Origin of the sequence: Enterococcus mundtii (assembly GCF_003957375.1) — a bacterium.
In the GTDB taxonomy this organism is placed as follows: Bacteria; Bacillota; Bacilli; order Lactobacillales; family Enterococcaceae; genus Enterococcus_B; species Enterococcus_B spodopteracolus.
This window is the reverse complement of sequence record NZ_CP025473.1, coordinates 254346-277272: the sequence shown is the minus strand read 5'-3', so window position 1 is coordinate 277272 and position 22927 is coordinate 254346. Positions and strand designations below refer to the sequence as shown.

The 22927-nt window shown below is 34.2% G+C and carries 21 protein-coding genes; 1 reads left to right on the top strand and 20 read right to left on the bottom strand.

Annotation, left to right across the window (positions count from 1 at the left end; genetic code table 11):
• Nucleotides 1-15 precede the first annotated feature (15 nt).
• From CYK55_RS01665 to CYK55_RS01620, 10 genes are all read right to left on the bottom strand, one after another.
• Nucleotides 16-543, bottom strand: coding sequence for a hypothetical protein (locus CYK55_RS01665; protein WP_126133839.1), 528 nt, complete (start codon nt 541-543; stop codon nt 16-18).
• Nucleotides 544-831, bottom strand: coding sequence for a hypothetical protein (locus tag CYK55_RS01660; protein WP_051536279.1), 288 nt, complete (start codon nt 829-831; stop codon nt 544-546).
• Complete coding sequence (locus CYK55_RS01655) at nt 822-1160, bottom strand: hypothetical protein (protein ID WP_235186366.1); 339 nt, start codon at nt 1158-1160, stop codon at nt 822-824. Before CYK55_RS01655 ends, CYK55_RS01660 begins: the two co-directional genes overlap by 10 nt.
• Nucleotides 1161-1663: 503 nt before the next feature.
• Nucleotides 1664-3055, bottom strand: coding sequence for a restriction endonuclease subunit S (locus CYK55_RS01650; protein WP_126133838.1), 1392 nt, complete (start codon nt 3053-3055; stop codon nt 1664-1666).
• Complete coding sequence (locus tag CYK55_RS01645; RefSeq protein ID WP_126133837.1) at nt 3052-4491, bottom strand: N-6 DNA methylase; 1440 nt, start codon at nt 4489-4491, stop codon at nt 3052-3054. Before CYK55_RS01645 ends, CYK55_RS01650 begins: the two co-directional genes overlap by 4 nt.
• An 89-nt stretch (nt 4492-4580) precedes the next feature.
• Nucleotides 4581-7799, bottom strand: coding sequence for a type I restriction-modification system endonuclease (gene hsdR, locus CYK55_RS01640; RefSeq protein WP_241234785.1), 3219 nt, complete (start codon nt 7797-7799; stop codon nt 4581-4583).
• 458 nt (nt 7800-8257) lie between these two features.
• Complete coding sequence (locus CYK55_RS01635; RefSeq protein WP_126133835.1) at nt 8258-9895, bottom strand: recombinase family protein; 1638 nt, start codon at nt 9893-9895, stop codon at nt 8258-8260.
• A gap of 3 nt (nt 9896-9898) precedes the next feature.
• On the bottom strand, nt 9899-11272 hold the full coding sequence (locus CYK55_RS01630) for a recombinase family protein (RefSeq protein WP_126133834.1): 1374 nt from the start codon (nt 11270-11272) through the stop codon (nt 9899-9901).
• Nucleotides 11273-11287: 15 nt separating this feature from the next.
• Entirely contained in the window at nt 11288-11527 is a 240-nt protein-coding gene (locus tag CYK55_RS01625; RefSeq protein ID WP_010721772.1) for a hypothetical protein, read from the bottom strand.
• A gap of 181 nt (nt 11528-11708) precedes the next feature.
• Complete coding sequence (locus tag CYK55_RS01620) at nt 11709-14384, bottom strand: DUF927 domain-containing protein (RefSeq protein ID WP_010728029.1); 2676 nt, start codon at nt 14382-14384, stop codon at nt 11709-11711.
• Between the two features lie 240 nt (nt 14385-14624).
• Here CYK55_RS01620 and CYK55_RS01615 point away from each other — a divergent pair, with 240 nt between their 5' ends.
• Entirely contained in the window at nt 14625-16070 is a 1446-nt protein-coding gene (locus tag CYK55_RS01615) for an IS1182-like element ISEfa7 family transposase (protein ID WP_002288571.1), read from the top strand.
• 57 nt (nt 16071-16127) lie between these two features.
• Here the strand turns inward: CYK55_RS01615 and CYK55_RS01610 are convergent, their stop codons facing one another.
• From CYK55_RS01610 to CYK55_RS13925, 10 genes are all read right to left on the bottom strand, one after another.
• On the bottom strand, nt 16128-17051 hold the full coding sequence (locus CYK55_RS01610; RefSeq protein WP_126133833.1) for a hypothetical protein: 924 nt from the start codon (nt 17049-17051) through the stop codon (nt 16128-16130).
• A 521-nt stretch (nt 17052-17572) separates the two neighbouring features.
• Nucleotides 17573-18580, bottom strand: a complete 1008-nt coding sequence (locus tag CYK55_RS01605) for a DUF4767 domain-containing protein (RefSeq protein ID WP_126133832.1) — start codon at nt 18578-18580, stop codon at nt 17573-17575.
• Nucleotides 18581-18661: 81 nt separating this feature from the next.
• Complete coding sequence (locus CYK55_RS01600) at nt 18662-19552, bottom strand: EcsC family protein (RefSeq protein WP_126133831.1); 891 nt, start codon at nt 19550-19552, stop codon at nt 18662-18664.
• Nucleotides 19553-19589: 37 nt separating this feature from the next.
• Complete coding sequence (locus tag CYK55_RS01595) at nt 19590-19841, bottom strand: hypothetical protein (RefSeq protein ID WP_126133830.1); 252 nt, start codon at nt 19839-19841, stop codon at nt 19590-19592.
• A 145-nt stretch (nt 19842-19986) separates the two neighbouring features.
• Nucleotides 19987-20538 carry a DUF1643 domain-containing protein gene (locus tag CYK55_RS01590; RefSeq protein ID WP_126133829.1) on the bottom strand — a complete coding sequence of 184 codons (552 nt, stop codon included), beginning with the start codon at nt 20536-20538 and terminating at the stop codon, nt 19987-19989.
• A 173-nt stretch (nt 20539-20711) separates the two neighbouring features.
• Nucleotides 20712-21011, bottom strand: coding sequence for a 4'-phosphopantetheinyl transferase (locus CYK55_RS01585; protein ID WP_126133828.1), 300 nt, complete (start codon nt 21009-21011; stop codon nt 20712-20714).
• Between the two features lie 26 nt (nt 21012-21037).
• Nucleotides 21038-21346: a DUF960 domain-containing protein gene (locus CYK55_RS01580; RefSeq protein ID WP_126134422.1), complete on the bottom strand. Its 309-nt coding sequence runs from the start codon at nt 21344-21346 to the stop codon at nt 21038-21040.
• A gap of 320 nt (nt 21347-21666) precedes the next feature.
• Nucleotides 21667-21897 carry a hypothetical protein gene (locus tag CYK55_RS01575; protein ID WP_010728023.1) on the bottom strand — a complete coding sequence of 77 codons (231 nt, stop codon included), beginning with the start codon at nt 21895-21897 and terminating at the stop codon, nt 21667-21669.
• A 310-nt stretch (nt 21898-22207) separates the two neighbouring features.
• Complete coding sequence (locus tag CYK55_RS01570; RefSeq protein ID WP_126133827.1) at nt 22208-22615, bottom strand: hypothetical protein; 408 nt, start codon at nt 22613-22615, stop codon at nt 22208-22210.
• A gap of 56 nt (nt 22616-22671) precedes the next feature.
• Nucleotides 22672-22794, bottom strand: a complete 123-nt coding sequence (locus CYK55_RS13925; RefSeq protein WP_277600565.1) for a hypothetical protein — start codon at nt 22792-22794, stop codon at nt 22672-22674.
• Nucleotides 22795-22927: the final 133 nt, after the last annotated feature.

The following is a 22927-nucleotide window of genomic DNA, read 5'->3' as shown; positions in this document are numbered from 1 at the left end:
TTCCGTCTGGTAATTCTAATGAATATCGGTTTTTCCAGATATAGTCGGAAGCATCTTGACCATGCTGTATTCCTTTTTGTATAAATAGTTTCTCTGTTTTCTCACTAGCCAGAGTCCCCCTGTTGTTTGAAGTACTGAAATAACTTCATCATAATTTTCTATATCCATTTGATCAGAAGTAAACCACTTTTTATTTATCCCTTGTGGTAACAAATATGAACCATCTGTCCTCACTCGCGTATTCTTTAATACTAATACACCCTGCATTGCCAGTTTTAATTCATCCAAACTATGACTGAATAATCCACTAGTTTGAGTATTGAAATTATGTAATTTTTTTAGTTTATTTTGTAATTGATCAATATCTTGTTGAAAGCTTTCTGACATACGATCTAGATCTCGTTGGACATTTAGCAATGTTTCGAGAATGCCGATGAACGGATTACTTTGTGCTTGGGATCGGACAAAAGCATAAGTCGTGTCTACTGATGCTTTCATAACTCGTGTCGCCGCCAGTTGTTGGTTCAGTTTGTTTTCATCCAATTATCCTTCCATTGCTACAATCTGATCTGCGACTTTATACCTTTGTAGCTCCTGTTCAATTTTTTCAACCGCATTCGTTGTTCGTATAATTGTCGGAATGATCAATTCACTAAATAATCCTTTTGCTGCTGTATATGCTGCACCAGATAATTCGTTTCCGTTAACAGCTGACACGACTTTTTGACTTCCTCTCTTTAGTTGATTGATCGTTTCTTTACTACTTGCTAAGTTCTTCTTTAACGCTGACATAAATTCTGATGATTCCCCACTCACATATACTAACTCCACTCTAATGTTCTCCTTTCTGCAAACAACTCTTCTCTTTTTACTTCTAATCCTTGTAAAGTTTTCCTGTACGAAAAACCAAGTTCTTCATGTGCCTGATGAAATCGTTGTTGAAATGCTTGTTGCTTTGCTTCATACTCCTTCTGCATCCAATTTGCATTGGCCATACCTTGTTGGATATCTTCATGATTCAATTCAGATAATTGGCGAAAACCTCTTTGAAGTTCTTTTTCTAATTGAAGAAGCTGGTTTTCTACCCTAGGTTTCCCATTTGCTAATTCGTCTTGTTGCTGTTCCACTTTCCGAATTTCTTTTTGATTCTCATAGATCATTTCATTGTCTATTGACAGTCATTCACCTTCTTAGATATTTGATGGTTGATTTCTTGCAATATTCTTTTTCCTAAACGATAGCTTTGCTCTTTAGATACTGGCCTGCTTAAACTAAATACGCATTTTATCTGAATTATTTTCATATTTAAAACAATTAAAGCGATTTTTATTATTTCATAAAAAATTGAGCCCTTTGATCAAATAAAATAACTTATAAAATTAATTTTATACCTTCTATATATTTTCATTTTAATATAATAATCAGTTGAAAAATAAAAGATATCATAAAACATCGTTTTAGTCTCACAATCGTTAAAATAACAAAAAAGACCGCCATTTATTGACAGTCGATCTTGATATGGATAATTATTTCATTTGTGGTATGGAGCTGCGTATCATAAATAAATGATATTAAAAAACTAGAACAAATTAATTAACTTCCATGAAATCTAAATAATAGACCTATCACCATCGAGGATAAAATGATACTAGGTCTATTATATTCATTCAAAATCTATTCTTTGAATTGATTCTCTTATCATTTCGATTTTAGCGACAATCCGTTTTTGTTCCTTTGTTGGAGGAAGGGGAATTAATCTCGGTTTTATTTTAGGTATAGTTAACTGTTTTATACTGGTACCTTCACCGTTTTCAATAATATGCTCAAATAAACATTTTACAAATGTGAGATCTACGTACTCTTTTATAGGAATAACTACAATTAGACGTACAATGGGAACAAATGGTTCATTTCTTATCACGCTGTACCCAATCGTCCCTCTTGCTGAAATAGTTAATGCACGCTCTGTTACTTTAGCTATATTGGTGTAACCATATAGACCATTTTTAGTCATTCCATTTGCATATATAGGGATATTAAATTCATTAGTTTTTTCCTTAGCAAAATTTCTTGGTTTGTCACCACCAGCAAATAATTCTTTTGAAATATCGCTAAGTCTTGTCCACTTCCAATTTTCTGGTATATCATAAGGAATCTCTTCCTTACTAATTTTAGGTAATGGCTTTTCTTTCTTGATTTTTTTATCCTTTATTAACTGTTCTTTTTCTTCTTTTATTTTATCAAGCAATACTGATGCTGGTTCGTCTGTTGGATCTTGCGGAACAAGCTTTCCACGCATTGCTAAATCAAGAACCTTTTTGTCTAATTGTTCAGCTAATTGTTTGAATTCCAGTTGATTTGATTCGATTGTATCGATTAAAGCGAATAGTTCTTCAAGTTTAGCGACAATCCTTTTTTGTTCTTTTAAAGGAGGAAGAGGAACATTAATTGTTCTAACCGTTTGAGAGTTTATAGCTTTGAAAGTGGTTCCTGTCGATAAAGATAACAAATAACTTTTTTGTGTTTGTAAATAATTATATAAAAATAACAATTCTATGCCATTTCCAGGCACAAAGGCTGCTAAGCCTCTACCAATCACAATTTTTCGGTCTATAAGGTTCACATCACCTACTGGAGCCCTTACAGACATTATTATTGCTGGCGGATTAATAACTTTATTAGGTGACGTAGTATAAACCCCAGACTGCTCTACATACATAGAACTAAAAAAAGTTTTTCCCTGATGAAATTCAAATCCATTTCCCTCATTGTTTACATTTGAACTTTTAGGAGCTTGTCCCATAGTTATAGTACTAATATCTCTAATACTTAACCATTCCCAACTATCAGGAATTTCATAGGGAATTTCTTCTTTACTAATTTCAGGTAATGCCTTTTCTTTCTTGATTTTTTTATCCTTTATTAACTGTTCTTTTTCTTCTTTTATTTTATCAAGCAATACTGATGCTGGTTCATCTGTTGGATCTTGCGGAACAAGCTTTCCACGCATTGCTAAATCGAGTATTTTTTCCCGTAGTGCTTTTGTGTTAATCATTCCACTACATCTCCTAAAATTTCTTGTAACTTCGCAACTGATTCAGAAATAGCAACTGATTTTTGATCCATTAAATCTAAGAGTTCTGAAACAGAATAATCAGGACCTTCTTTTTCTTCTTCCATCCAGAAAATATCTAAGCTAGTATTTGCACGTTTTTCTATTTCTTCAATCGAGTATTTACGCCAACGTCCATTAGGATTATCTGCACTATATGTTTCTTTACGTTTCGAAAAATCGCCTATTTGATAACATTCAATAAATTCTTCAAAATCTTTTTCGCTCAGAGGATTACGTTTCCCAAATGAGCGCATATTACTACGCATATCGTAGATCCATGTTTCTTTCGTATTGTCTTGTTCTGTCGCACCACGTGTAAAGAATAGTACGTTTGTTTGTACTCCTTGAGCGTAGAAGATGCCAGTTGGCAAGCGTAAAATAGTATGCAAATTACATTTATTTAACAAATCTTTACGAATTGATTCACCCACACCATCAGCAAATAACACATTGTCCGGCACAACAACTGCTGCCCGAGCTTTTCCATTTGTCTTCAGCGAATTATATATTGTTTGTAAAAAATTTAATTGCTTATTAGAGGTTTCATACGTTAAATCATCCCTTGTAGCACGTTCACCGCCTTTTTTTGTCCCAAATGGTGGATTAGTCAACACAACATCAAAATCTTTCATCCACTTTCCATTCGAAGATAAAGAATCCCCTTGATCTAAACGTCCTTCAATATCATGTAAAAGTGCATTCATTAAAGCTAGTCTATGGGTATTTTGTACCAGTTCCATACCGGATAAGGCTTCTGTTTTTTGGAACTTAAATTGTTCTGGACTCAAATCAAAAAAGTCATCATATTTTTCTTTTAGATAATGGTCAGCAGCAATCATAAATCCAAAAGTTCCAGCTGCCGGATCATTTAATCGCTCACCAAGTTCTGGATGCATTAGTTTCACCATTACATCAATCAACACTCGAGGTGTAAAATATTGTCCAGCACCTGATTTGGTTTCATTGGCATTTTTCTCCAATAATCCTTCATACAAATCACCTAGACCTTCTTGTTTTGCTGAATACCAGTCTAGTTTATCAATATCCTTAATAATCTTTTCTAAATTAGCTGGCTCATCAATATGAGTCGCTGCATCTGCATAAATCATGTTTAACCGCTTATCCTTAGTAACCTTGGAATTACCTAAGTCTAATAACAATTGCTTGTAAAAAGTTTTTAGTTCAATCCCTTCTTTGCTAGTTAAATCATCCCAACGGTACCCATTAGGAATAACATCTTCTGTATTTTGTTCTTTCATCATTTTTAAAAATAGTAGATAGGTTAATTCTGTTACATAATTTTGATAACTGATCCCATCATCACGTAAAACATTTGCCATATTCCAAAGTTTGGCAACAATTTCTGTATTTGTCATTATTTTCCTCCTGAATATCCTAAAAAAGATACAAATTCAATAGTCCCATTATAACAAAAAGAGTCATCAATTAGATGACTCTAAGAAAATTAAGCATATAAATTTTCATTAATCGTTTCTACAATCGAATTGGTTTGATCACCAAACACGGCTTTCATTCGTTTGTATCCTCCGTTTTGTTGAAAAACTCCCGCATCATCAAAAGCAGTTTGAGCATCCGGTCCTAAGACAGGTTGCTGTAACAGTTGTGCTTCAATTCGCTTCAACCATTTTTCTTGCATCGGTGTCCAATCAGCTACTCCATAAACTTTATGCATTGCATTTTTGATTCTAGTCTCATGATCAACTAATGGACTGCCTAATGCCGCTTGTCGAATAAAGCTAATAATATCTGCAGCAATATATTCATTCTTTGCATTTTTCCAGGCGGTTTGTAAAGAGGTTTCATCATAGCGTTTTTCTCTGAGTTTTAACTCAATTGTACGCAAATCCTCTCTTGTTAGGTCTTTAGGACGATTAACCACAATTTGTAGTGCAGGTATCAAATTGATGTTTTCACGAACAAATGTATTAAAGCTATTTAAATAGTCACTCGGCTTTTCATTTCCTTCACCATATCCTCGTTCCACAAACAATAACTCATCCGGCGCTTCTGAAATATACATTGTTTGCTCACTTGTCTTATACTCTGCCATTCGCTGAATATTTTCTGATTGCATCTCAAGTTCTTTTTTGCTCATCATTTTAATACTTTGTAACCATTGATCAAGAGATTCAACATGATTCAACTCACTGATTTCCACTTTGGCTTTTTCTGATAAACATTGTTTTCTTCGTTGTAACTTGGCAATTAACTCTGCTTTATAGAAACCAAATGCTTCATCATTTTCCGCATTAATAGTTGCATCATAGATATCCATAGCCGCTTGATTTGGTTTAGCTACTAAAGGCTTCATATCAGTAATCTCTTGTAATGTATCATACAAATGTACCGCATCATAGACTTTAAAAGAGGTTTTCCCAATGTCTGGACATAAACGAGTTGCGCGCCCCAACATTTGATCGTACAAAATTCGTGACCGAACTCTTCGTAAAAATACTAAGTTACTAATTTCCGGCACATCAATTCCTGTTGTCAATAGATCAACTGTCACAACAATTTTGGGATATTTTTCGTTTTTGAATCGTTTAATCTCTTTATTAGGATGTCGAATATAACCTGTAATTTTCACGATTGCATCATCATCGACAGGAATACCAATTTTTTCATAAGCTTCTTTCAGCAAACGTACAACCATATCTGCATGACTATCGTTAGCCGCAAAAATTAATGTTTTCCCATTTTCTTCCGGATCTATATGTTCAGCTAAACTAGATAGAATCACTCTGTTAAAAGATTCTGTAATAACTTTTTTATTAAAAGCCGTCACATCAAAATTTAGTTCATCTTCCAACAAGGCTTTATCAATATTTTGTGTTTCTGGATCCCATAAAGTAACTTCTTGTCCTTCATTGAATCTTATTCCATTTTTTGAAAGCTCTGTTTCAAATTTATATGGAGGGTCATGATCTACTAAATAACCATCAACCACAGCGTCCGTATAAGTATACGTGTAAATTGGCTTCCCAAATATTTCAGTAGTATGAAGTGCTGGAGTAGCTGTTAAACCTAAAACAGATGCATCAAAGTAGTCAATAACTCTACGATATTGACTGATATATTCTTTTTCATTGAAATAAGTAATTTCTTCTTCAGATATGGTTTTATCTTCAGTATAACCTCGGTGTGCCTCATCAACAACAATAAAATCATAAGTACCAACTGACGGAATATTTTCTCCTTCCTCTTGATAAAACAAGCGTCGTACCATTCCTTGAACTGTTGCGATTTGAATTTTTGTAGTATCTTCAGGTTTAATATCAGAAACTTCTTTAACATCGTAAATATCGGATAATGATAGATTCTCAACTTTTGTATCTTTTAATGCATCTGCTACTTGTTTTCCAAGAGAGGTACGGTCTACTAAAAATAGAATTCGTCGTACTCGCTTTGATTTAATCAATCGATACATTAAAGACAATGCCGTTCTTGTTTTACCAGTTCCTGTCGCCATAGCTAACAACATTCGACGTTGATCACTTTCGATAGCTTTTTCAACTGCTTGAACAGCTTCGATCTGATAATAACGATTAGCAAAATCTGGATATTGCTTATCTTCACTTAACTCCTTATTCGCTGTAATTTCATCAACTTCAAGTTTTTTTCTTAAATCTTCTGGCGAATGCCAGCTCTCTAAAGCATAAGATGCTTTTTTCGGAGTTCTAGCATCCCAAAACCAAATACCTGATTTTTCAGCTAATTGTTTTAAGTAAGGACGTCCATTTGTTGAATAAACAAAGGGTGTTTTATACCCCGATTGTTCATTTACTAAATTAATTCCAGCTAATACTTGCACATCACGGGCGTATTCTTTGGACTGTACCAAGTCTCCTGCAATATCTTTTCCATAAGGCTTTGCTTCAACGATTCCCACCAACGTCAATCCGTCAAATAAAGCATAATCTGCATATCCAGTCCCACATTTCCACTCAGCAATTGCCATTTTTCTATTTTTTTCAGGCATTGTTTTTTTACATTTATAATTTAACTCATCTGTATTAGCTTCCCATCCTGCATTCCTAAGCTGTTCATCAATTAAAATGCGGGTTTGTTTTTCATTCGGTGGATAATTTTGCGCATATTTTCTAGAACGATATCGTCGCGCATTTCTATTCTCTTTATCGTCTTCAACTGGATAAATCACCACTTTTTCAAGTTGCTCTTTAAATCTTTTTTCTTGTTCTTGAAGTTGCTGTTCAAGTATACGAATTCTTTCGGCTTGTTCTTTTTCATTATCAATTGGAACACTAAACTTAGGTGAATTAAAATCGTATGAAACATAGACTTCCATAAACCAACAACTTATATAAAATGCCATCTGTAACATGTCGATTGCTTCACTAGTAGTTCCATAACTTCCATCATGAGCCGCTTTGTTTCCAGTCTTTCGAATCATGTGAAAAACATTCACCAACTCGTCAGGCAAAACATCTTTATTTTGCAAAGTATTTAATTTCTCAACTTGACTTTTTAGCCCCCAAGGATCAATACCCTCTAATTTAAAAATTGCATCTGTCATTTTTTCAGCTAGTGATCTTATCTTAACAATCGCAGCATTCGGATCACGATAAACGCTCTGTTCTGCACTTTCTCCTAGATTTTTAAATAGTTCCCATTCAACTGTAAAATATGAAAAATTTGTTTTCAACAACTACACCTCCACAAAAAAATTTTAATTATCTTGATACAATAATAGTTTCAAGTCTGAATATTGTATTCTATAAGGAAAGAAATTTTTAATTAATGATGATATCACTTGAATAAAACGTGTATCAAACAACTATCATTTGCTTTTTTTAGAACCAAACCCCTTCATCAGAAGTTTTTATGTTTAAATTACTAATTGTTACTCTATTCAAGAAAGTAACATTTGATAGGAAAGATTTTTAATGCTCATCCACTTTCTTGTTATTCAGTGAGTTTAAAAACTTCTTTTTCTTTATAAGCATAGTTTTCTTTATTTTAGCATATCAATTCATTAAGAAAAGATAAAAAAAGATTTATTTGTTATCTTTTGAGTTACGCACCTCCCTAACGACTCCTCTAACGATTTCAAATCGCTAGAGAAGCGTTAGCGCCCCTCTCAAGTTACTTGCTATAACTAGACTAGATTGTTAACGTAAAGGGTGTCTTTAACACAAAAATAGCCGTATCCTTTGATTTGGATACGGCTATTTGATATTGCTCATTTAATTGTTGTACCACGGCAGGCGTGAATTTCATCGTAATTTCCAACATCTCCTTCTGTTTAGGATCAAAGGTGATTTTCTCAATAAAAGTTCGATACAAGGCTTTGACTTGCTTCTTCTCACTCTGGACAAGAAAACGATCCAAACTAGTCAATATCCGTTGGACATCTTTGACTTGAATCGGCTCTCCTTGTTGTTGAAAGATCCCTAAGATTTCATTTTCTCGAATGTGCAACTGTCGTCGTTTTTCAGTCAATTCGTCTAAGCGGTCTTTTAACATCGGAAACAACTCGGGACTATCTTCCAAAGCAGCTTCCCATTTTTCAATTTTAGTCTTCAATTCTTCCTTTCGTTCCAGTAATACCACGAGTTCTTGTTCCAATGGTTGGCTTTGTCGCACCATTTCTTCATTCAACATTGCCACCAATCGCGGAAGAACTTCTGGTAGCTGAATGATTTCCTTTAATCGGTCGGCGACAAATGTTTCTGCTTGTTCAGCACGAATCGAATTGGCATGACACACGCTCGCTCCTTTATTTCGAAAGACTGAACAAGAATAATATCGAATCCGTTTCTTTGTGCCATCTTTTAGGGTATTTGTGACATTACTCGCTGCCATTGGTGACCCACATTCTGGACAACGTAACAACCCCGTCAATACATTTTCACCTATATGGTTCCATTTGGGTTGTTTTCCTTCTAAAGCAAGACGTTCTTGTACTTTTTGATAATCTGCTTCCGAAATAATCGGCTCATGGGTTCCTTTCACTAAAATCGGTTTCGGATTTTTTCCTTTCCGTCGTTTGGTTTCCCAATTGATATAGCGCGCATATTCTAAATACCCTGCATAAATTTTATTGCGTAAGATATCTTTGACTGCCGTAGTAGAAAAAGTATTCTTTTTGACTGTTTGATATCCTTGACGATTCAAAAAATTGGCAATCGCTCGATACCCTGCTCCACCTAAATATTTTGCATAGATCAGACGAACAATTTTCGCCTCTTCTGGTTCAATGACCAATTGTTTTTGACCATTCGCGTCAATACCACTGACATAGCCTAAACGTCGACCTCCTGCATAACGCTTTTTATCTTTCACTAAGCTTTGCATTGACATCTGAACATTCTCCGCAATTTGGTTGCGTTCAAATTCACCGAAACTCCCAAGGAGTTGTAACATTAGTTTTCCTGTCGAAGTAGTCACGTCAAATTGTTCCGAGATCGAATGTAACCCCACATCATATCGCAACAGTTCCTCGACGGTTTGTAAGACATCTAACATATTGCGTCCGAGACGGGTCAATTTCCAAATCACTAGTAGATCAAAACGATGGTTCCGAGCATCGTTCATCATTCGTTGATAGGCGAACCGATTTTTTGTGGATTTCCCACTGATTCCTTCATCGGCATAAACTTCTACCACTTCATAGCCCATCCGTTCGGCAAACTGTCGTCCATTTTGTTCTTGTGCTTGAATACTGTGTCCTTCTAAAGCTTGTTCTTGTGTACTCACTCGAATATATAATGCGACTCGTTTGGCTGGTGTCGTTTCCATAGATCATTCGTTCCCTTCTAAAATATTTTGTGTCAGTTGTCGGAAGTAAATCCCACAGACTGTTTTTTCCTTTGTTACCTCGATCCGACAAACATGGTCACATAACAATTGTCGACTAGAGAGGTCTTTTAGTTGAAGCCATTCTTTCACTTTTGCTTCACACTGTTGGAGTGAAAGAAACGAAGAAGTAGACCTCGGCTTTTGAAGAGCTTGCAGCTGTTGCTTGAGTTCTTCCAGTGAACAATTGCCCTCTTCAAATGCCTTGAGCCATTGTGCTTCTTGTTTCTTTTGTTGGATTACTTTGTGTTTTTCATCTTTTCGCTTTTCGGCTAACTGTTGCGTCAATTGGGCAATCAAAGCCTGATAGACGCCTTCGTGTTGAAAAAAAGCCTGTATCTTTTCCAATACTTCTGACTCAACCCTTTCTGCCCGAAGAAAGATTCCTTGGCAGCTTCGGTCGGTACAATGATAATAATGAAGCGTCTTCGTCTTCTTTGTATTCCATTGATACTTCGAACTCAGATGACGACCACAGAATGGACACTTAATTTTTTGACGTAATAAGTACGGATACGTATCTTTTTTAGCTGTACATCTTGATTGACGAATCTCTTGGACTTGTAAAAAGGTTGCTTTCGAGAGAATCGGTTCAAAGGTTCCTAGATACTTCCCCAAAGAGCCTCCTTTGATTTCGCCATAGTACAATGGATTTTTTAGAATACTATAAATGTGATAAGGCTGAAAAGGACGTTCACGGAAGAAGATCTTTTGTTGCGTCAATCGTTGACAAAGCTTTTTGTAGCCATATTTTTTGGTCAAATAGAGCTGAAAGATACGACAAACGACTTTTGCTTCGTGTGCTTCTTGTTGAATTTTCCCATTCACTAAACGATACCCATATGGAACAGCAGAAGACAAATATTGCCGTTGTTGCTTTTTATAGGAAAGTCCGGCACGAACATTCTCAATAATGACGTTTCGTTGTTGTTCTGCAAAAGTGAACAATAATTGCACAAATAGTTTATTCGTTGACGCGTGCGAGAAAGAAGCAGGAAGAGGTTCAGAAATCGAATAAACTTGAACCTGATGTTGTTGGCACAACTCAATAAATTCTAAGGCTATTTTGGCTTGACGTGCCAATCGATCATAACGCCAGACATAGATCACCCCCTCTTCTTCTGACGCACAAACCCAAGCTCTAAGCTGTCGAAAAGCTGGACGATCCGCTTTTCCCCCTGATTCTCCTTTGTCTGAAAATCGTTGAGGAATTTGTTCATATTTCTCTAAAACATACTCTTTCACTGCATCATATTGAGCGTCATTACTGATTTTCGCTTCTTCATAAACAGACGTTCGATCATAACAAGCCACACGCATGCTTGAATCACCTCTCTATGAATGAACTAAATACCATTCTTTCGCGACTCTTCCATTGAACGAAGGTTGCACAAAGTGATTTTCTAAATATCCTTCGTTCTTCAACGCTTGAAGAGTACCTCCAATGGATCCAGCAGATACCCCTCTTATTTCGAAAGCCAAGTAAATTGGTTTTGTAAAAAAGGCTTGATTAGAAAAATGTTCTTGAATATACAGAAGAACCTCTGCTTTTAGTGTCATTTTATTTTTAGTCATTAGAATTCCCCTTTCTTAAATGTTTGATTGAATGAAGTAAATGAATCATAGATCAAGCTTCATTTACTTCCGTTTGGGTTTGCTCGCTATCATACAGATAAGTAATCAGTTGTTTTGCTAAATCAATAAGAAATATTTCCATAACATGGTGCCTCACTTTCATACTTTGGTTTATTCTAAATTACAATCGAAAATACGATTTGAGTGAAGAAGGTAATAGAATCTCGTATGTTGGAAGAACTTGACGATTCATGTGAATACGTTTCGTTCTTCTCCCTTTTTCTGCACACATATTACCCGAATCAAGCAATTGTCTAAAAAGATAGGTTAGATCCTTTACTTGAAATTCTCGCCTTAACAAGTCCTCAAACGGGATAGGAAAAATATTTACCTTAATATCCCCATTTTTTTGAATTGATACTTTTCCCCAAATCGTACTGGGCGTATGTTTGTTGTCACTGTTTGTTAAAAATTTATGGCTATTCATCACCAACAATGTTTTCACTCGGTCAAATACCGTTTGCTCACTTCCTAAACTAGTATCTACAATTAACTGTTCGTACGAATTAATAAGCACCGTCTGTATATGCTCTAATCGTAAAGGATAGCCCAGTATATCTTGAATTAGGAGGGCTCCACTATAAATCAAAGCTAGATTATTACCAATGCGTTGCTTCAAAGAATGTTCAGGTAAAACAGCCCATAGTTTTTTTTGAGCTTCGACAAAAGTTGCTTCAATTTTTGTAATCCCTTGTTCAAAGAGTTTCAAAAGAAATAACTTTATACCCCAACCAAAAGTATTAGAAGAAAGACTTTTAACTTTCTCTGCGTGATTCGCATCCTTTGTAAACTTGATATCAGAAAATTCGATATATCGAACTTTCAAACCAGTTAATTTCTCATTGAAATAATTTTCCAAACGCTCTTCAGAAGAGGTAAGGGTCAAAACAGAAAAAGTCTCTTGTGGCATAAGCTGACAATTAGAATCTAATCTTAGCCTTTCTTCTCCTGAAGCTAATTGATAGATCAACGAGCTAAAGTTATTTTGAGTTGCTGCTCCTAACTCATCTAGTATTAGTGGAACACCTCCCTGATTGTTTGATGCTAGCTTTATAATGGCTTTATTGGTAGCATTCATATTTCTAAGAACCGTAGTTGGATTTCCAAATAAAGAAGCAATAAAGTGTAACGTAGTGGTTTTACCCGTTGTGCTCTTGCCCTGTAGGTTAATTAGTAAACTCAAAAAAGTATTAGCCTTCGTAACGTTTAAATAGCCTAACACAATAGAAGCAATACCAATCGACCAAGCAAGTTCTAAGTTCGTTCCTAAAACATACTTATGAACCAATGCGTCAAATTCCGCTTCTGTACCATTAGTTGTTAATTGGTAGCATGAGTTTTTAGTTAATACAGAAGGAATTTCACGTCCAAAAGAATCTTGTAACTGAAAAATCATTGCTTCATTTTCTTTTTTCCAGCCAAGAGATTCATGTTCAAAAAAGATTGGAGCATTCTCCCGTTGAATCTGTAAAAAGTCAACGACTTCAGCTTCTCTTCTAGCTTTAATGATTAAGCCATGTTTTGCTAATTGTTTAAAATTATTAGTTTGTAAACATCCACCTTCTATTTCTATTTCATCCCAACAATGATCGACATAATAGGCAAGAACAAGTGTAATGACTTTTTGTTCGATATTTTTGCGTATTTGCTTAATAAACATCGGACAAGCAACTTTTTCTTCTTGACCTTCTTTCACCAAAAATACTCCTTCTTGATTCAGTTTAAACTGGTCAAAATAATATTCTTGATTGGATTCTAATGATTCTACAGAAGGATTTACAGGTTTTGGCAACGGATATTTTTTTACAAAGTCTTGAATATCTTTATTTTTATCCGAAGCATGCAGACAATGAAATCGAATCTTATTATCAGCCGTAACAGACAAACAAGAACCATTAGAATTATTCGTGTGTTTTCTTAATGGACATTCGTCAAATATAAGTAAGGTAACTCCTTTATGATCGCCCTCTTTTATGGTATAAGTTAATTCAGGATAGTGAGCTAACCATTGTTTATAGTCTGCTTGAATAAAAGGTAACACTTCTCTAAAAGATGGATGGCTTTTTACTCTAGAAGTTGACATCATGGAATTTTCTTCAACTATCTGTTCAAGAATTTTAAAACAATTACTTCTATCTATGTTATCGGGAATAGAAAGGAAACTAGATAAACGATGCGGACGCTCTTTTGTGGACTTTCCTTTGACCGCTGGTGTACCAACTAATTTGCATAATCTTGAAGGATTATAAACAGAAGTATCAATATCAACTTCATCTTCTACTCCAAATCTTCGGTGAAGTAATTGAAGAAAATTCTGAATAGTAAGAATCGTCTCGTGATTATTTGGTTGTTCATTTATGGGAAGAAAAATATGGTAGCCATTCCCACTATCAACTTTTACAAATGATTCTATCCCCTGTTCTTTCAAATAACGTTCTACTTGTTCCATAACATTTTCTGCTTTTTTCTTTTCGCTATCTGTTGCACTTCCCTCTTTCCTTTTAGGGTCAATATCAATAAATACAAACCGAATTTTTTCAATATCATTGTCTCTCACAGAATGCTTTTTTTGTGTAATCACCTCTTGTTTAATAGGATTATAAGTTATGTTTACTGTACCTTCAGACAATTTCTGTTTTTCTAAATAGTTAATAATTGCTTGAGAATCTGCAGTAGAAAAAATATGAGAAACGGTTTTCTTGTTTAAGGTAGAAAAAGTTCTCAAATTAACATAAGAAATCCCCAGTGTATTTAACAGTTGTAAATGCTTCTGAATTGAAGTGTGATTCATTTTCATTAATTACCACTCACTTTCTAAAAAATTTTTATTTGTATAACTACATTACCTCCGACATCTCATAATTTCATGATCTTCAGTTCTACAAAAATATATCCCACTCAAAATCTTGACAAAAGAAAAAAGTTGTGATTTTGGAAATCACAACTCAGACTGTAGACAAAGTCCATTTTATGGATGATGTCTACAGTCTTTTCTTTTATAATAGATTTATGAAAACGAATGCAAGGAGTGATAGCTATGATGTCTAAAAACAATACGAATGGTAGAAATCAATTTGCGATGCTTACGATTGATGATCTAGTTCCTCAAGATCATCTCGTTCGAAAGATTGATGCCGCGCTTGATTTTGAATTTATTTATCCAATCGTCGAAGCCACTTACTCCGATTTAGGTCGCCCAAGTATCGATCCAGTGATTCTGATCAAATTGGTGTTTATTCAGTATTTATTCGGTATCCGTTCCATGCGACAAACCATTAAGGAAGTCGATACCAATGTCGCTTACCGCTGGTTTTTAGGCTACTCCTTCGAGGAGAAAATCCCCCATTTCTCAACTTTTGGAAAGAATTATGTTCGCCGATTTAGAGAAACGACGGTGTTTGAGGATATTTTTGCCTACATTTTAGAACAAGCAGTTAAAGCAGGTTTTGTAACAGAGGATAATTTGTATCTGGATTCTACCCACATCAAAGCTAACGCCAATAAACATAAGTTTACGAAAGAAATGACCCATGATGAAGCGAAAGCCTATCAGGATGAATTAGAAGATGAGATCAATCGTCAACGAATAGAGGCTGGAAAACGCCCTTTTACTTTGGACTTAGAAAAGGAAGTGAAGCTGAAAGAAAGAAAAATAAGTAAAGCTGATCCGGAAAGCGGCTACTACGTCAAAGGCGAACGAGAAAAACAATTTGCTTATTCTGCCCATACTTCATGCGACGACAATGGATTTATTCTTAGCACAATCATCACTCCTGGAAATATTCATGACAGTCAAGTCGCCTTTCAGCTCGTCAAACAATCGAAGAGACTTTTTCCTGAAATCAATTGTGTTGTCGCTGATGCTGGGTATAAGACACCTAAGTTTGTTCACTTTTTGACTCATTTAAACCTTCGACCTTGTTTGCCTTATTCAAGGCCCAAAGGGAAAAAGGGGCTATTATCAAAAAATGAGTTTCTCTATGACGAGTATTTTGATTGTTATATTTGTCCGCAAGATCAAATGCTCGCTTTTTCAACGGTTACTCGAGAAGGGTACCGAGAATACAAATCCAATCCAAAAGAATGTGTGAACTGTCCTCTGCTAAACCAATGTACCAAAAGTAAAAATCATCAACGAGTCATCACGAGACATGTTTGGGGAGATCTGATGGATGAAGTGGAACATCTTCGCCTAACAGATCTGAATAAATCAATTTACAAAAAACGGAAACAAACGATTGAACGAATATTTGCGGATGCAAAAGAAAAGCATGGGATGCGTTGGACCAAGTATCGAGGCTTGGAAAAAGTCGCGACGCATACGATGCTAGTGTTTGCTGCAATGAATTTAAAGAAATTAGCCACCTGGCTATGGAAAGGCAAGGAGCCTTTATTTTTTTGTTCAAAAATTCGAAACGAAGTAGATAAAAAGCTGTTCCAAGCTCGAGTTACGAGTTTGGAACAGCTTTTGTCTACAGTCTGAGTTGTGATTTTGGAAATCACAACTTTTTTCTTTTACGATAAATCAATCCTTATTAAATTATTTAGAAAAATATTGTTCAATTATTTCTTTATATATTTTCTCATAGTATGTTTCTGTCCATCCTAATGTTCCTATAAAATCAAGTCCTCTACATTTTAAAGGTCCACTTAAACTATTAATATAGTTAATAATGTTGGCTATCCTTTTCTCTTTATCTTCACCTTCAATCTGGGGAGCATATAGTCCAATTTCCTCCCAATAATATGAATCTCTTTCAATTCCCATGATGGTAGCTTTGGCTAATTTCAAATCAAATAACGATTTTAGAATTCTTAGTGTCTCAATAAAGTCTTCTCTCTTCAACTCTTTAATCCATTGTGAATTTTCTGGATTATCTAAAATTTCAAGTTCATCTTCATTATAAGTATATTTCAAATTTGACTTGCTTAACTCATAGATAAATAAAGTTTCTTGACTCATAATTCTTTTAAGTACTTGACTATAAGTTTCGTTTGACTTTGCCCATTTCGCTAATTCTACCACTGTATTCACTAATAAATCGAAATAATGATGTTCTCGTTCAATAGTCTCAGCATTTTGAAAATGAAAATCACCTTTATAAACTCCATTCTTTTCCACTGTTTCATTAATATTTTCTAAAAACCAGAATGAGTTTGCAAATTTAGTCGTACTTTTTCGATTAACTAAGTTAATAACTCTTCCATGTAATAATAAGACAAAAATACATAAATTTTTAGCTTCCTTATTATTAGATACTAATTGATCAATCATAGGGAGCCATTTTTTGATTTTCACTAATTGATTGCTCATAAATCTTTCACTGGACTTTTGTTCAATCTTAAATTGCAAAACTTCTAACTCATAATTCCCATCTTCTGATTTATTTTTGGGAACAACTATCAAACTTTTATAAAGTTTATCCACATCAAAATTTATCTTTTTTGCATAATTTGTAGCCATTAATACATCTCCTTATTCATAATAAATTTCATATGACGCTCCTCTCAAAATTTACCGGTAGACTAGAAAAAAGAATAAAAGATACGTCAATTCACACTTTATTCTTAAAAAAAAACTGGTCTCTCTACCGGTAATATCGATTGAGTCCGCCTTTATCGACTTTATCCTTTTTTTATATTAAATTTTTTCACCGGTAGACAGGGAGAGAAAGAATAAACTAAAAGCCCTTAATTCTTAATGTTTTCACCTCCTTACCGTTCCTACCGCTAAAATTTAATATAACTAAATTCTATAACATTAGAAGAAATTTTAAATACCTTTGATAAAAAATATTGATGTTTTTTCTCTCATTGTTTACAAACTAGATAGCTTATGTATTCTTATTAAAAATAATAGATATTTCGAACATCATCACTCTCATCTACTTAATTTCGCATTTTTACTTTATAAAAAAACTGATTCTAAGAAAATTAAATAATTTTTCTCAAAATCAGTTTTTCTTTGATAAATAATATTTTCAATTATTTAATCATTTGAAAATTGTTAGTCATTCCAATACGTTGAGAAATTCTTCCATCTGTATAAACACGAAATTGTTTTCCACCAGCCATAGTCGTGTTTCCATCATCATCCGTTACAATATTAATTGAATAGTAGCTTCCATTTTCATCTTGCATTAGATCTTTCATATATTCATTTGTGCTAATTAAATTAGTATTTGATGCATTTTTATCAGGAGAATCATACAACCATAAAGCTTTATTATTTAGCACAGATTCTTTAGCAGCTTCCCAACTTGAAATTGCTGAGCTACTTGCAGATTGTGTCGTTGTAGTTGTTGCTTGTTGAGTAGATTCTTCTACTACTGGAGTTTGAGGAGTTTGTCCATTCACAATATCACTGAAACCTTGTTTTAACTGTTGATTTTGAGTTTCGTTAAAGTACATATAATTATTTTCATTACCCTGATTTTGTTGCGTTAAATAAACTTTAGGTTGTCCATTTTGAAAACCGAAAAAGTAAACATGCTGCCCTAAATATTCTCCAGTTTCTACATCAGAATAAACTGCTACTAAATTGAAATCTGCTTGACCAGTTCCATCTTCTGACCATTGTACGGTAACTGGTGCTTCGTTGATTGCCATTTTCCAATTGCCATTAATCACGGCTTGTGGTAAAGGAGTGCCATACAGACTTACATTATTCTGAGGATTGTAGCTTTTATATTCTTGCCCTAATGTCTTTCCCCATTGTGTGACAAAAGTTTCTAATTGAGATGCTTTATTTGTATCCCATAATTCTTGTTTTATTTGAGAATCACTCGTATCTGAACTCGTTGCCTTACTAGACTCTGTTGTGTTAGTTTCTAGAGTAGTTGTTTCTATTTCTTTTGTAGAAGATTCCTTTCTTGTTGTTTCAGTTTCATAAGTTGTTGAATCCACTTGTTTCTTTTGTTCATCTTGAGAGACAGTAGAACATCCTCCAAGTAAAAGAATCGTGCCTAATAGGAATAATCGTTTTGCTTTCATCCTTTTTCTTCTCCTAATAATAAATTTGAATTCATTCAAGAAAAAGAACCACCCGTATAAGTGGTTGCTTTTTCTAAATAATTATTTCTTTAACAGCTCTTGCTTCAATTGTTGAAACTCTTCTTCTGTAATCATATTCGTTTCCAACAAGTGAGAAAGTCTTTCTAATTGAGAAAGAACTGTATCAGAAGATACGATATCAGAAGATACTTCTTCAAATTCACCTTCTAAAATATCTAAATCTTGTTGGAGACTTTCTTCTGTATACATTACATTTTTCCCTAACTCTGTTTGAAGCTTTGTTGCCATTGGTTTCATAGACAAGTAATTGATGCCTCCTGAAACAACGCCTCCCACAACTGGTACTGCTTTAGAAATACCTTTCGCAAAGGTATTTTTAGTCAACTTTGTACCAAAAATGCCTAGTACTCGTTTGATTACTGGATAATACAACGTTTGTGTCAATGCTTTTTGAGGAATCTTTTTCAATGCTTGTGTAGATAGCTTTCCAGACATCGCTCGTACGGCAGAACCTGCAGAAGTTACTCCAAGCATAATTCCCAAATACAATATCAGCGTATTCTTTGCTTCTTCACTGAGCTCTCCAGTCTCTCCCATTAAATCCTTAAATCCATAAATATACGAAATTTCCTGTGCTAATCGTAATGAATAACCAAAGAACTGAAGGAGATCCGCTGGAATAGTTGCTGCCATAGCGATACCTCCTGGGAGTCCAGTTGCTAACGATACCGCACTTGATTTCAAGGTAATCGATTGAATACATTTTTGTGCTTCACGATCTAGCATTTCTTTGGATAAAAATACTTGTGGTCCCTTTTCTATGAGTCCTTCAATATCAGAAACTTTTCCTTGAAATGTTTGAATCAAAAATGCTCGACGATCAACTTTGACCATTGGTAATTTGAATGCTTCTTCTATGATTCTCAAACCTACTGTTTCTTCATTAGCCATGTACATGTTGCTCCTTTTGTTGTTGTCTGATAATACTTTAAATCCATCTTGCAGAGAAACCATAAATTTCTGTCAATTGACGGATATCCACATTTTTTTCCTGTTCTATCATGTTTTCGATTCTTTTTCTAACTAACTCGCGATCGTACATTTTCATTGGAAAAGAAATCTGTTGCCCTCGAAAAGCAAGATAAAATTGATAGAGCAATTCTGAATCCAGTTCCATTTCCTCAAAAAAGTCATTCATACTTTTATAAGAGTTACTCAAACAAGTTTTATCAATCTCCATCTACACACCTCCTGTTATTTTTTACATAATGAAAATAGCATATTACTGAGTACATTGATAATTCATATAACATGTATCATCACATGTATTTTTAAAGTCAAAAAACATGTAAAACTACTTATAAGTAACACGAGAAAATAAAACGTTATTTTTCTTGAAATAATAATTGACTATCTGCCAACTGCCATTCATTACGAACATGAATACTTAATGGATGGGATAACTTGCCTTCTGCATTTATCAATACTTTGGTCATCTTCTTTTGTTTCGCACTCAATTGATCGTAAATGGTCTTCGCTTGTTCATAAGCAACTTGACTCGTTGCTGTAATCGAACCACAAGCAAAAATAATGGTATTGATTTTTTTTTCTGTAAAAACGGTCGTTAATATTTCCAAAGATTGTTCATCATTGCCACGAGGAAATACCCGAGGGCTTTTCGCTTTTGTATACGAAAAAAGATTCACAGCAACAAAACCAGTAAATCCCAATTGTCGGATATTCTTTTCGATTAATAACATACTCAAATCATTCGTAAATGGTTCTGTATCTGTTGGACGAATGGTAATGACTACTGCTAATTTTTCTTTTGCTTCTTTTCCTTTGATTGCCCATTGTCGTTTGAAAACATAGCGATGGGTATGATGAGGATCTCGCCAAACTTCTGTTTGTGTGGTCACTAATTCTTTTTCAATCATCTCTTTTTCTCCTATGCCAAATTTTGTTCAAGCAATTCAATTACCATTGCCGTTATAAGTGTCAATACTAGTTGAAAATATTTCATATTCTTTCTCCTTTTTTCTTCAGAATTTGATGAATCGCGGTAAGGATATCTTCTAAACATTTCGCAATCATTCTCAAATAATCGATCTTATTCATTCGTTCCTCCAATCTGACTCCAAACCAATCGTCCTTCTACCAGTAACCCACGAACAAATTCTCGCTGGCTGGTAATATCTGTAATGAAATAAACCACATAGTCTTTCCCATCTTCTGGTGCGCAATAAATATAAAGATGTGTCATCACTAAACGTGGTAGATGGATAGCTTCAGGAAGCATACCCATTTCAATTTCCTCTTTTTCCATCGTAACAGATTCATAGCCCCACTCTTCAGGAGTAGTGACTAGCTGTGCACACTTCTCCAGTACTTCGATAGCCTTTTCTAACAAGTTATTTCGCTCCTTTCTTTTAGATACTAGTATTCTTCTGGTAATAACATCGTTTGATACTCACCCGAATCAATAACCCATATTTTTTGAGACACTGAGTTCAAACGAAGCTTAGGTGAAATCAGATACTCTTTTCTTTCTTCCGGTTCTTCTTGACGATGAACCAACTTTTGATTTCCTTTTTCTATAGAAAATTCAAAGATTTGAAGATAGTCTAAAGGAAGTTGCTTTTGAACCTTTTGATCGATTAGGTTCCAACATAAAGCTTGTAATTCCACTGGTAAACTGTCCATTACTCCCTTTGTGACATAACGTTGTCCTTTATTTTGAAACATTTCTTTTCCCTCCTTTGCCATAAAAATAGCCCAATCTTCTATTAAAGAAGATTGGGCTTCATGGATATAATATATATTTGATATTCAATTTGATTCATTTTTATTTATCGCCGATTGTAAAATTAAGCTAGACAACTAAAAAAGTCATTTGTGCTACACTCAAAATAGTTCCGACCAAAGAATTATAAGGAGTGAGTACAAATGACCTATACCCATCTTACAACGGATGAACTTGTAATAATAGAGTCTTATTTCAAAATTAATCAATCTGTTGCGCTTGAATCAAGTTAACATTACTTTGAAGGGGTATACTAATATTCTCACACTTTTTTCTTTAATTCTTCTACATCTTCTGAATCCCTAATATGGATATTAATAATAGTTTCTTGTTCTTGCTTCTTCAAAAGAGAAAGTTTATTCGGACTAGGAACAAAAATGACGAGTAATACAACATAACCACTATGGTTGTTAGGTGTTTGAATAGATACCTTTTTATCTGTTTTCGTCCATAGCTGTTTCAACAGTCTTCGGGAGACTTCCTTTTTTACCATGAGACTCATAACCTAAATGGTGATTGAGTGCACCCTGTAAAATTGTCTTAAACATGGGGGAAAAATATATTTTTAAAGCATTTTATATGTCTTTTGCACCTTTTGGTTGGTAAATATCAATAATGAATTGGACTAATTCCACAGATTTTTTGCCTTGTTTTTTCTTCTCATGGTCGTGACCATTCCTCATCTTATCTTATCCAAATACGGATGAAACCAAAAAGAAAAACTGCGAAGCTGCTTTATCTAGAATGAGCAACTTACACAGTTTATTTTATATTCCCAAATTTTAAAACATCCTGTTTATTTTTTAATTTATATTTTTCAAGTGTATATTTTTTTTGAAAATCTCAGACATTTTTTCTGGTTTTGAGATATATTCTAAACTACCAGGGTCAGTTGTATAAACAATTAAATCAAATTTTAAATCTCCCTTTAAGTCTCCTGGCCTTTTTCTATTTTCAGTACTTTCATATTTATAAATTATACTATCTTCAGAATGAGAATCATCATATTTTGCAGGTTCCAAAGCTAAAGAATAACCAAATACACCAAAACTAGGATTAGATAGCAATGCTTGTCCCGTGTTTCCGTTCAAGTTATTAGCAAGTTCTTCAGAAATATTTTCAGAAATTAAATTTTGTTTTTGATCATTTATAGCCAAGTTTTCAACTTTTAATACCACAGATTTATCAGTATAATTTTCTACATTAAACATTAAAAAACCATCTACAGAAGAATCCCTATCGACACTCACTTTAACTTTCTTTTCATCTACAATAAGGGATTGTTCAGTTCTTCAGATTTTTTTTCTTTAGACATAAAAATATTAGCAAATACACCAAATAAAATAAAAACAAGAATAATCCCAACAAAAATTTTACCTATTTTTTTCATGTTTAAACTCCTAACTACTTCAGCACTATTTCTAAACATTATTCTAACAAAAAGTCCTGGTATAAAAGCAACAACTCTTGTGCAAAACGAAGATCTAAAAATAAATCACGAACAATTTTTAGGAGAAATTAAT

Excerpts from the sequence above, each read along its gene's own strand:
- CYK55_RS01655 (WP_235186366.1), bottom strand. The coding sequence starts at position 1,160 with ATGATCTATGAGAATCAAAAAGAAATTCGGAAAGTGGAACAGCAACAA.
- CYK55_RS01650 (WP_126133838.1), bottom strand. The coding sequence starts at position 3,055 with ATGATTAACACAAAAGCACTACGGGAAAAAATACTCGATTTAGCAATG.
- CYK55_RS01645 (WP_126133837.1), bottom strand. The coding sequence starts at position 4,491 with ATGACAAATACAGAAATTGTTGCCAAACTTTGGAATATGGCAAATGTT.
- CYK55_RS01635 (WP_126133835.1), bottom strand. The coding sequence starts at position 9,895 with ATGGAAACGACACCAGCCAAACGAGTCGCATTATATATTCGAGTGAGT.
- CYK55_RS01630 (WP_126133834.1), bottom strand. The coding sequence starts at position 11,272 with ATGCGTGTGGCTTGTTATGATCGAACGTCTGTTTATGAAGAAGCGAAA.
- CYK55_RS01625 (WP_010721772.1), bottom strand. The coding sequence starts at position 11,527 with ATGACTAAAAATAAAATGACACTAAAAGCAGAGGTTCTTCTGTATATT.
- CYK55_RS01620 (WP_010728029.1), bottom strand. The coding sequence starts at position 14,384 with ATGAAAATGAATCACACTTCAATTCAGAAGCATTTACAACTGTTAAAT.
- CYK55_RS01615 (WP_002288571.1), top strand. The coding sequence starts at position 14,625 with ATGATGTCTAAAAACAATACGAATGGTAGAAATCAATTTGCGATGCTT.
- CYK55_RS01610 (WP_126133833.1), bottom strand. The coding sequence starts at position 17,051 with ATGGCTACAAATTATGCAAAAAAGATAAATTTTGATGTGGATAAACTT.
- CYK55_RS01605 (WP_126133832.1), bottom strand. The coding sequence starts at position 18,580 with ATGAAAGCAAAACGATTATTCCTATTAGGCACGATTCTTTTACTTGGA.
- CYK55_RS01600 (WP_126133831.1), bottom strand. The coding sequence starts at position 19,552 with ATGGCTAATGAAGAAACAGTAGGTTTGAGAATCATAGAAGAAGCATTC.
- CYK55_RS01595 (WP_126133830.1), bottom strand. The coding sequence starts at position 19,841 with ATGGAGATTGATAAAACTTGTTTGAGTAACTCTTATAAAAGTATGAAT.
- CYK55_RS01590 (WP_126133829.1), bottom strand. The coding sequence starts at position 20,538 with ATGATTGAAAAAGAATTAGTGACCACACAAACAGAAGTTTGGCGAGAT.
- CYK55_RS01580 (WP_126134422.1), bottom strand. The coding sequence starts at position 21,346 with ATGTTTCAAAATAAAGGACAACGTTATGTCACAAAGGGAGTAATGGAC.
- CYK55_RS01575 (WP_010728023.1), bottom strand. The coding sequence starts at position 21,897 with ATGGTAAAAAAGGAAGTCTCCCGAAGACTGTTGAAACAGCTATGGACG.
- CYK55_RS01570 (WP_126133827.1), bottom strand. The coding sequence starts at position 22,615 with ATGTTTAATGTAGAAAATTATACTGATAAATCTGTGGTATTAAAAGTT.
- CYK55_RS13925 (WP_277600565.1), bottom strand. The coding sequence starts at position 22,794 with ATGAAAAAAATAGGTAAAATTTTTGTTGGGATTATTCTTGTTTTTATT.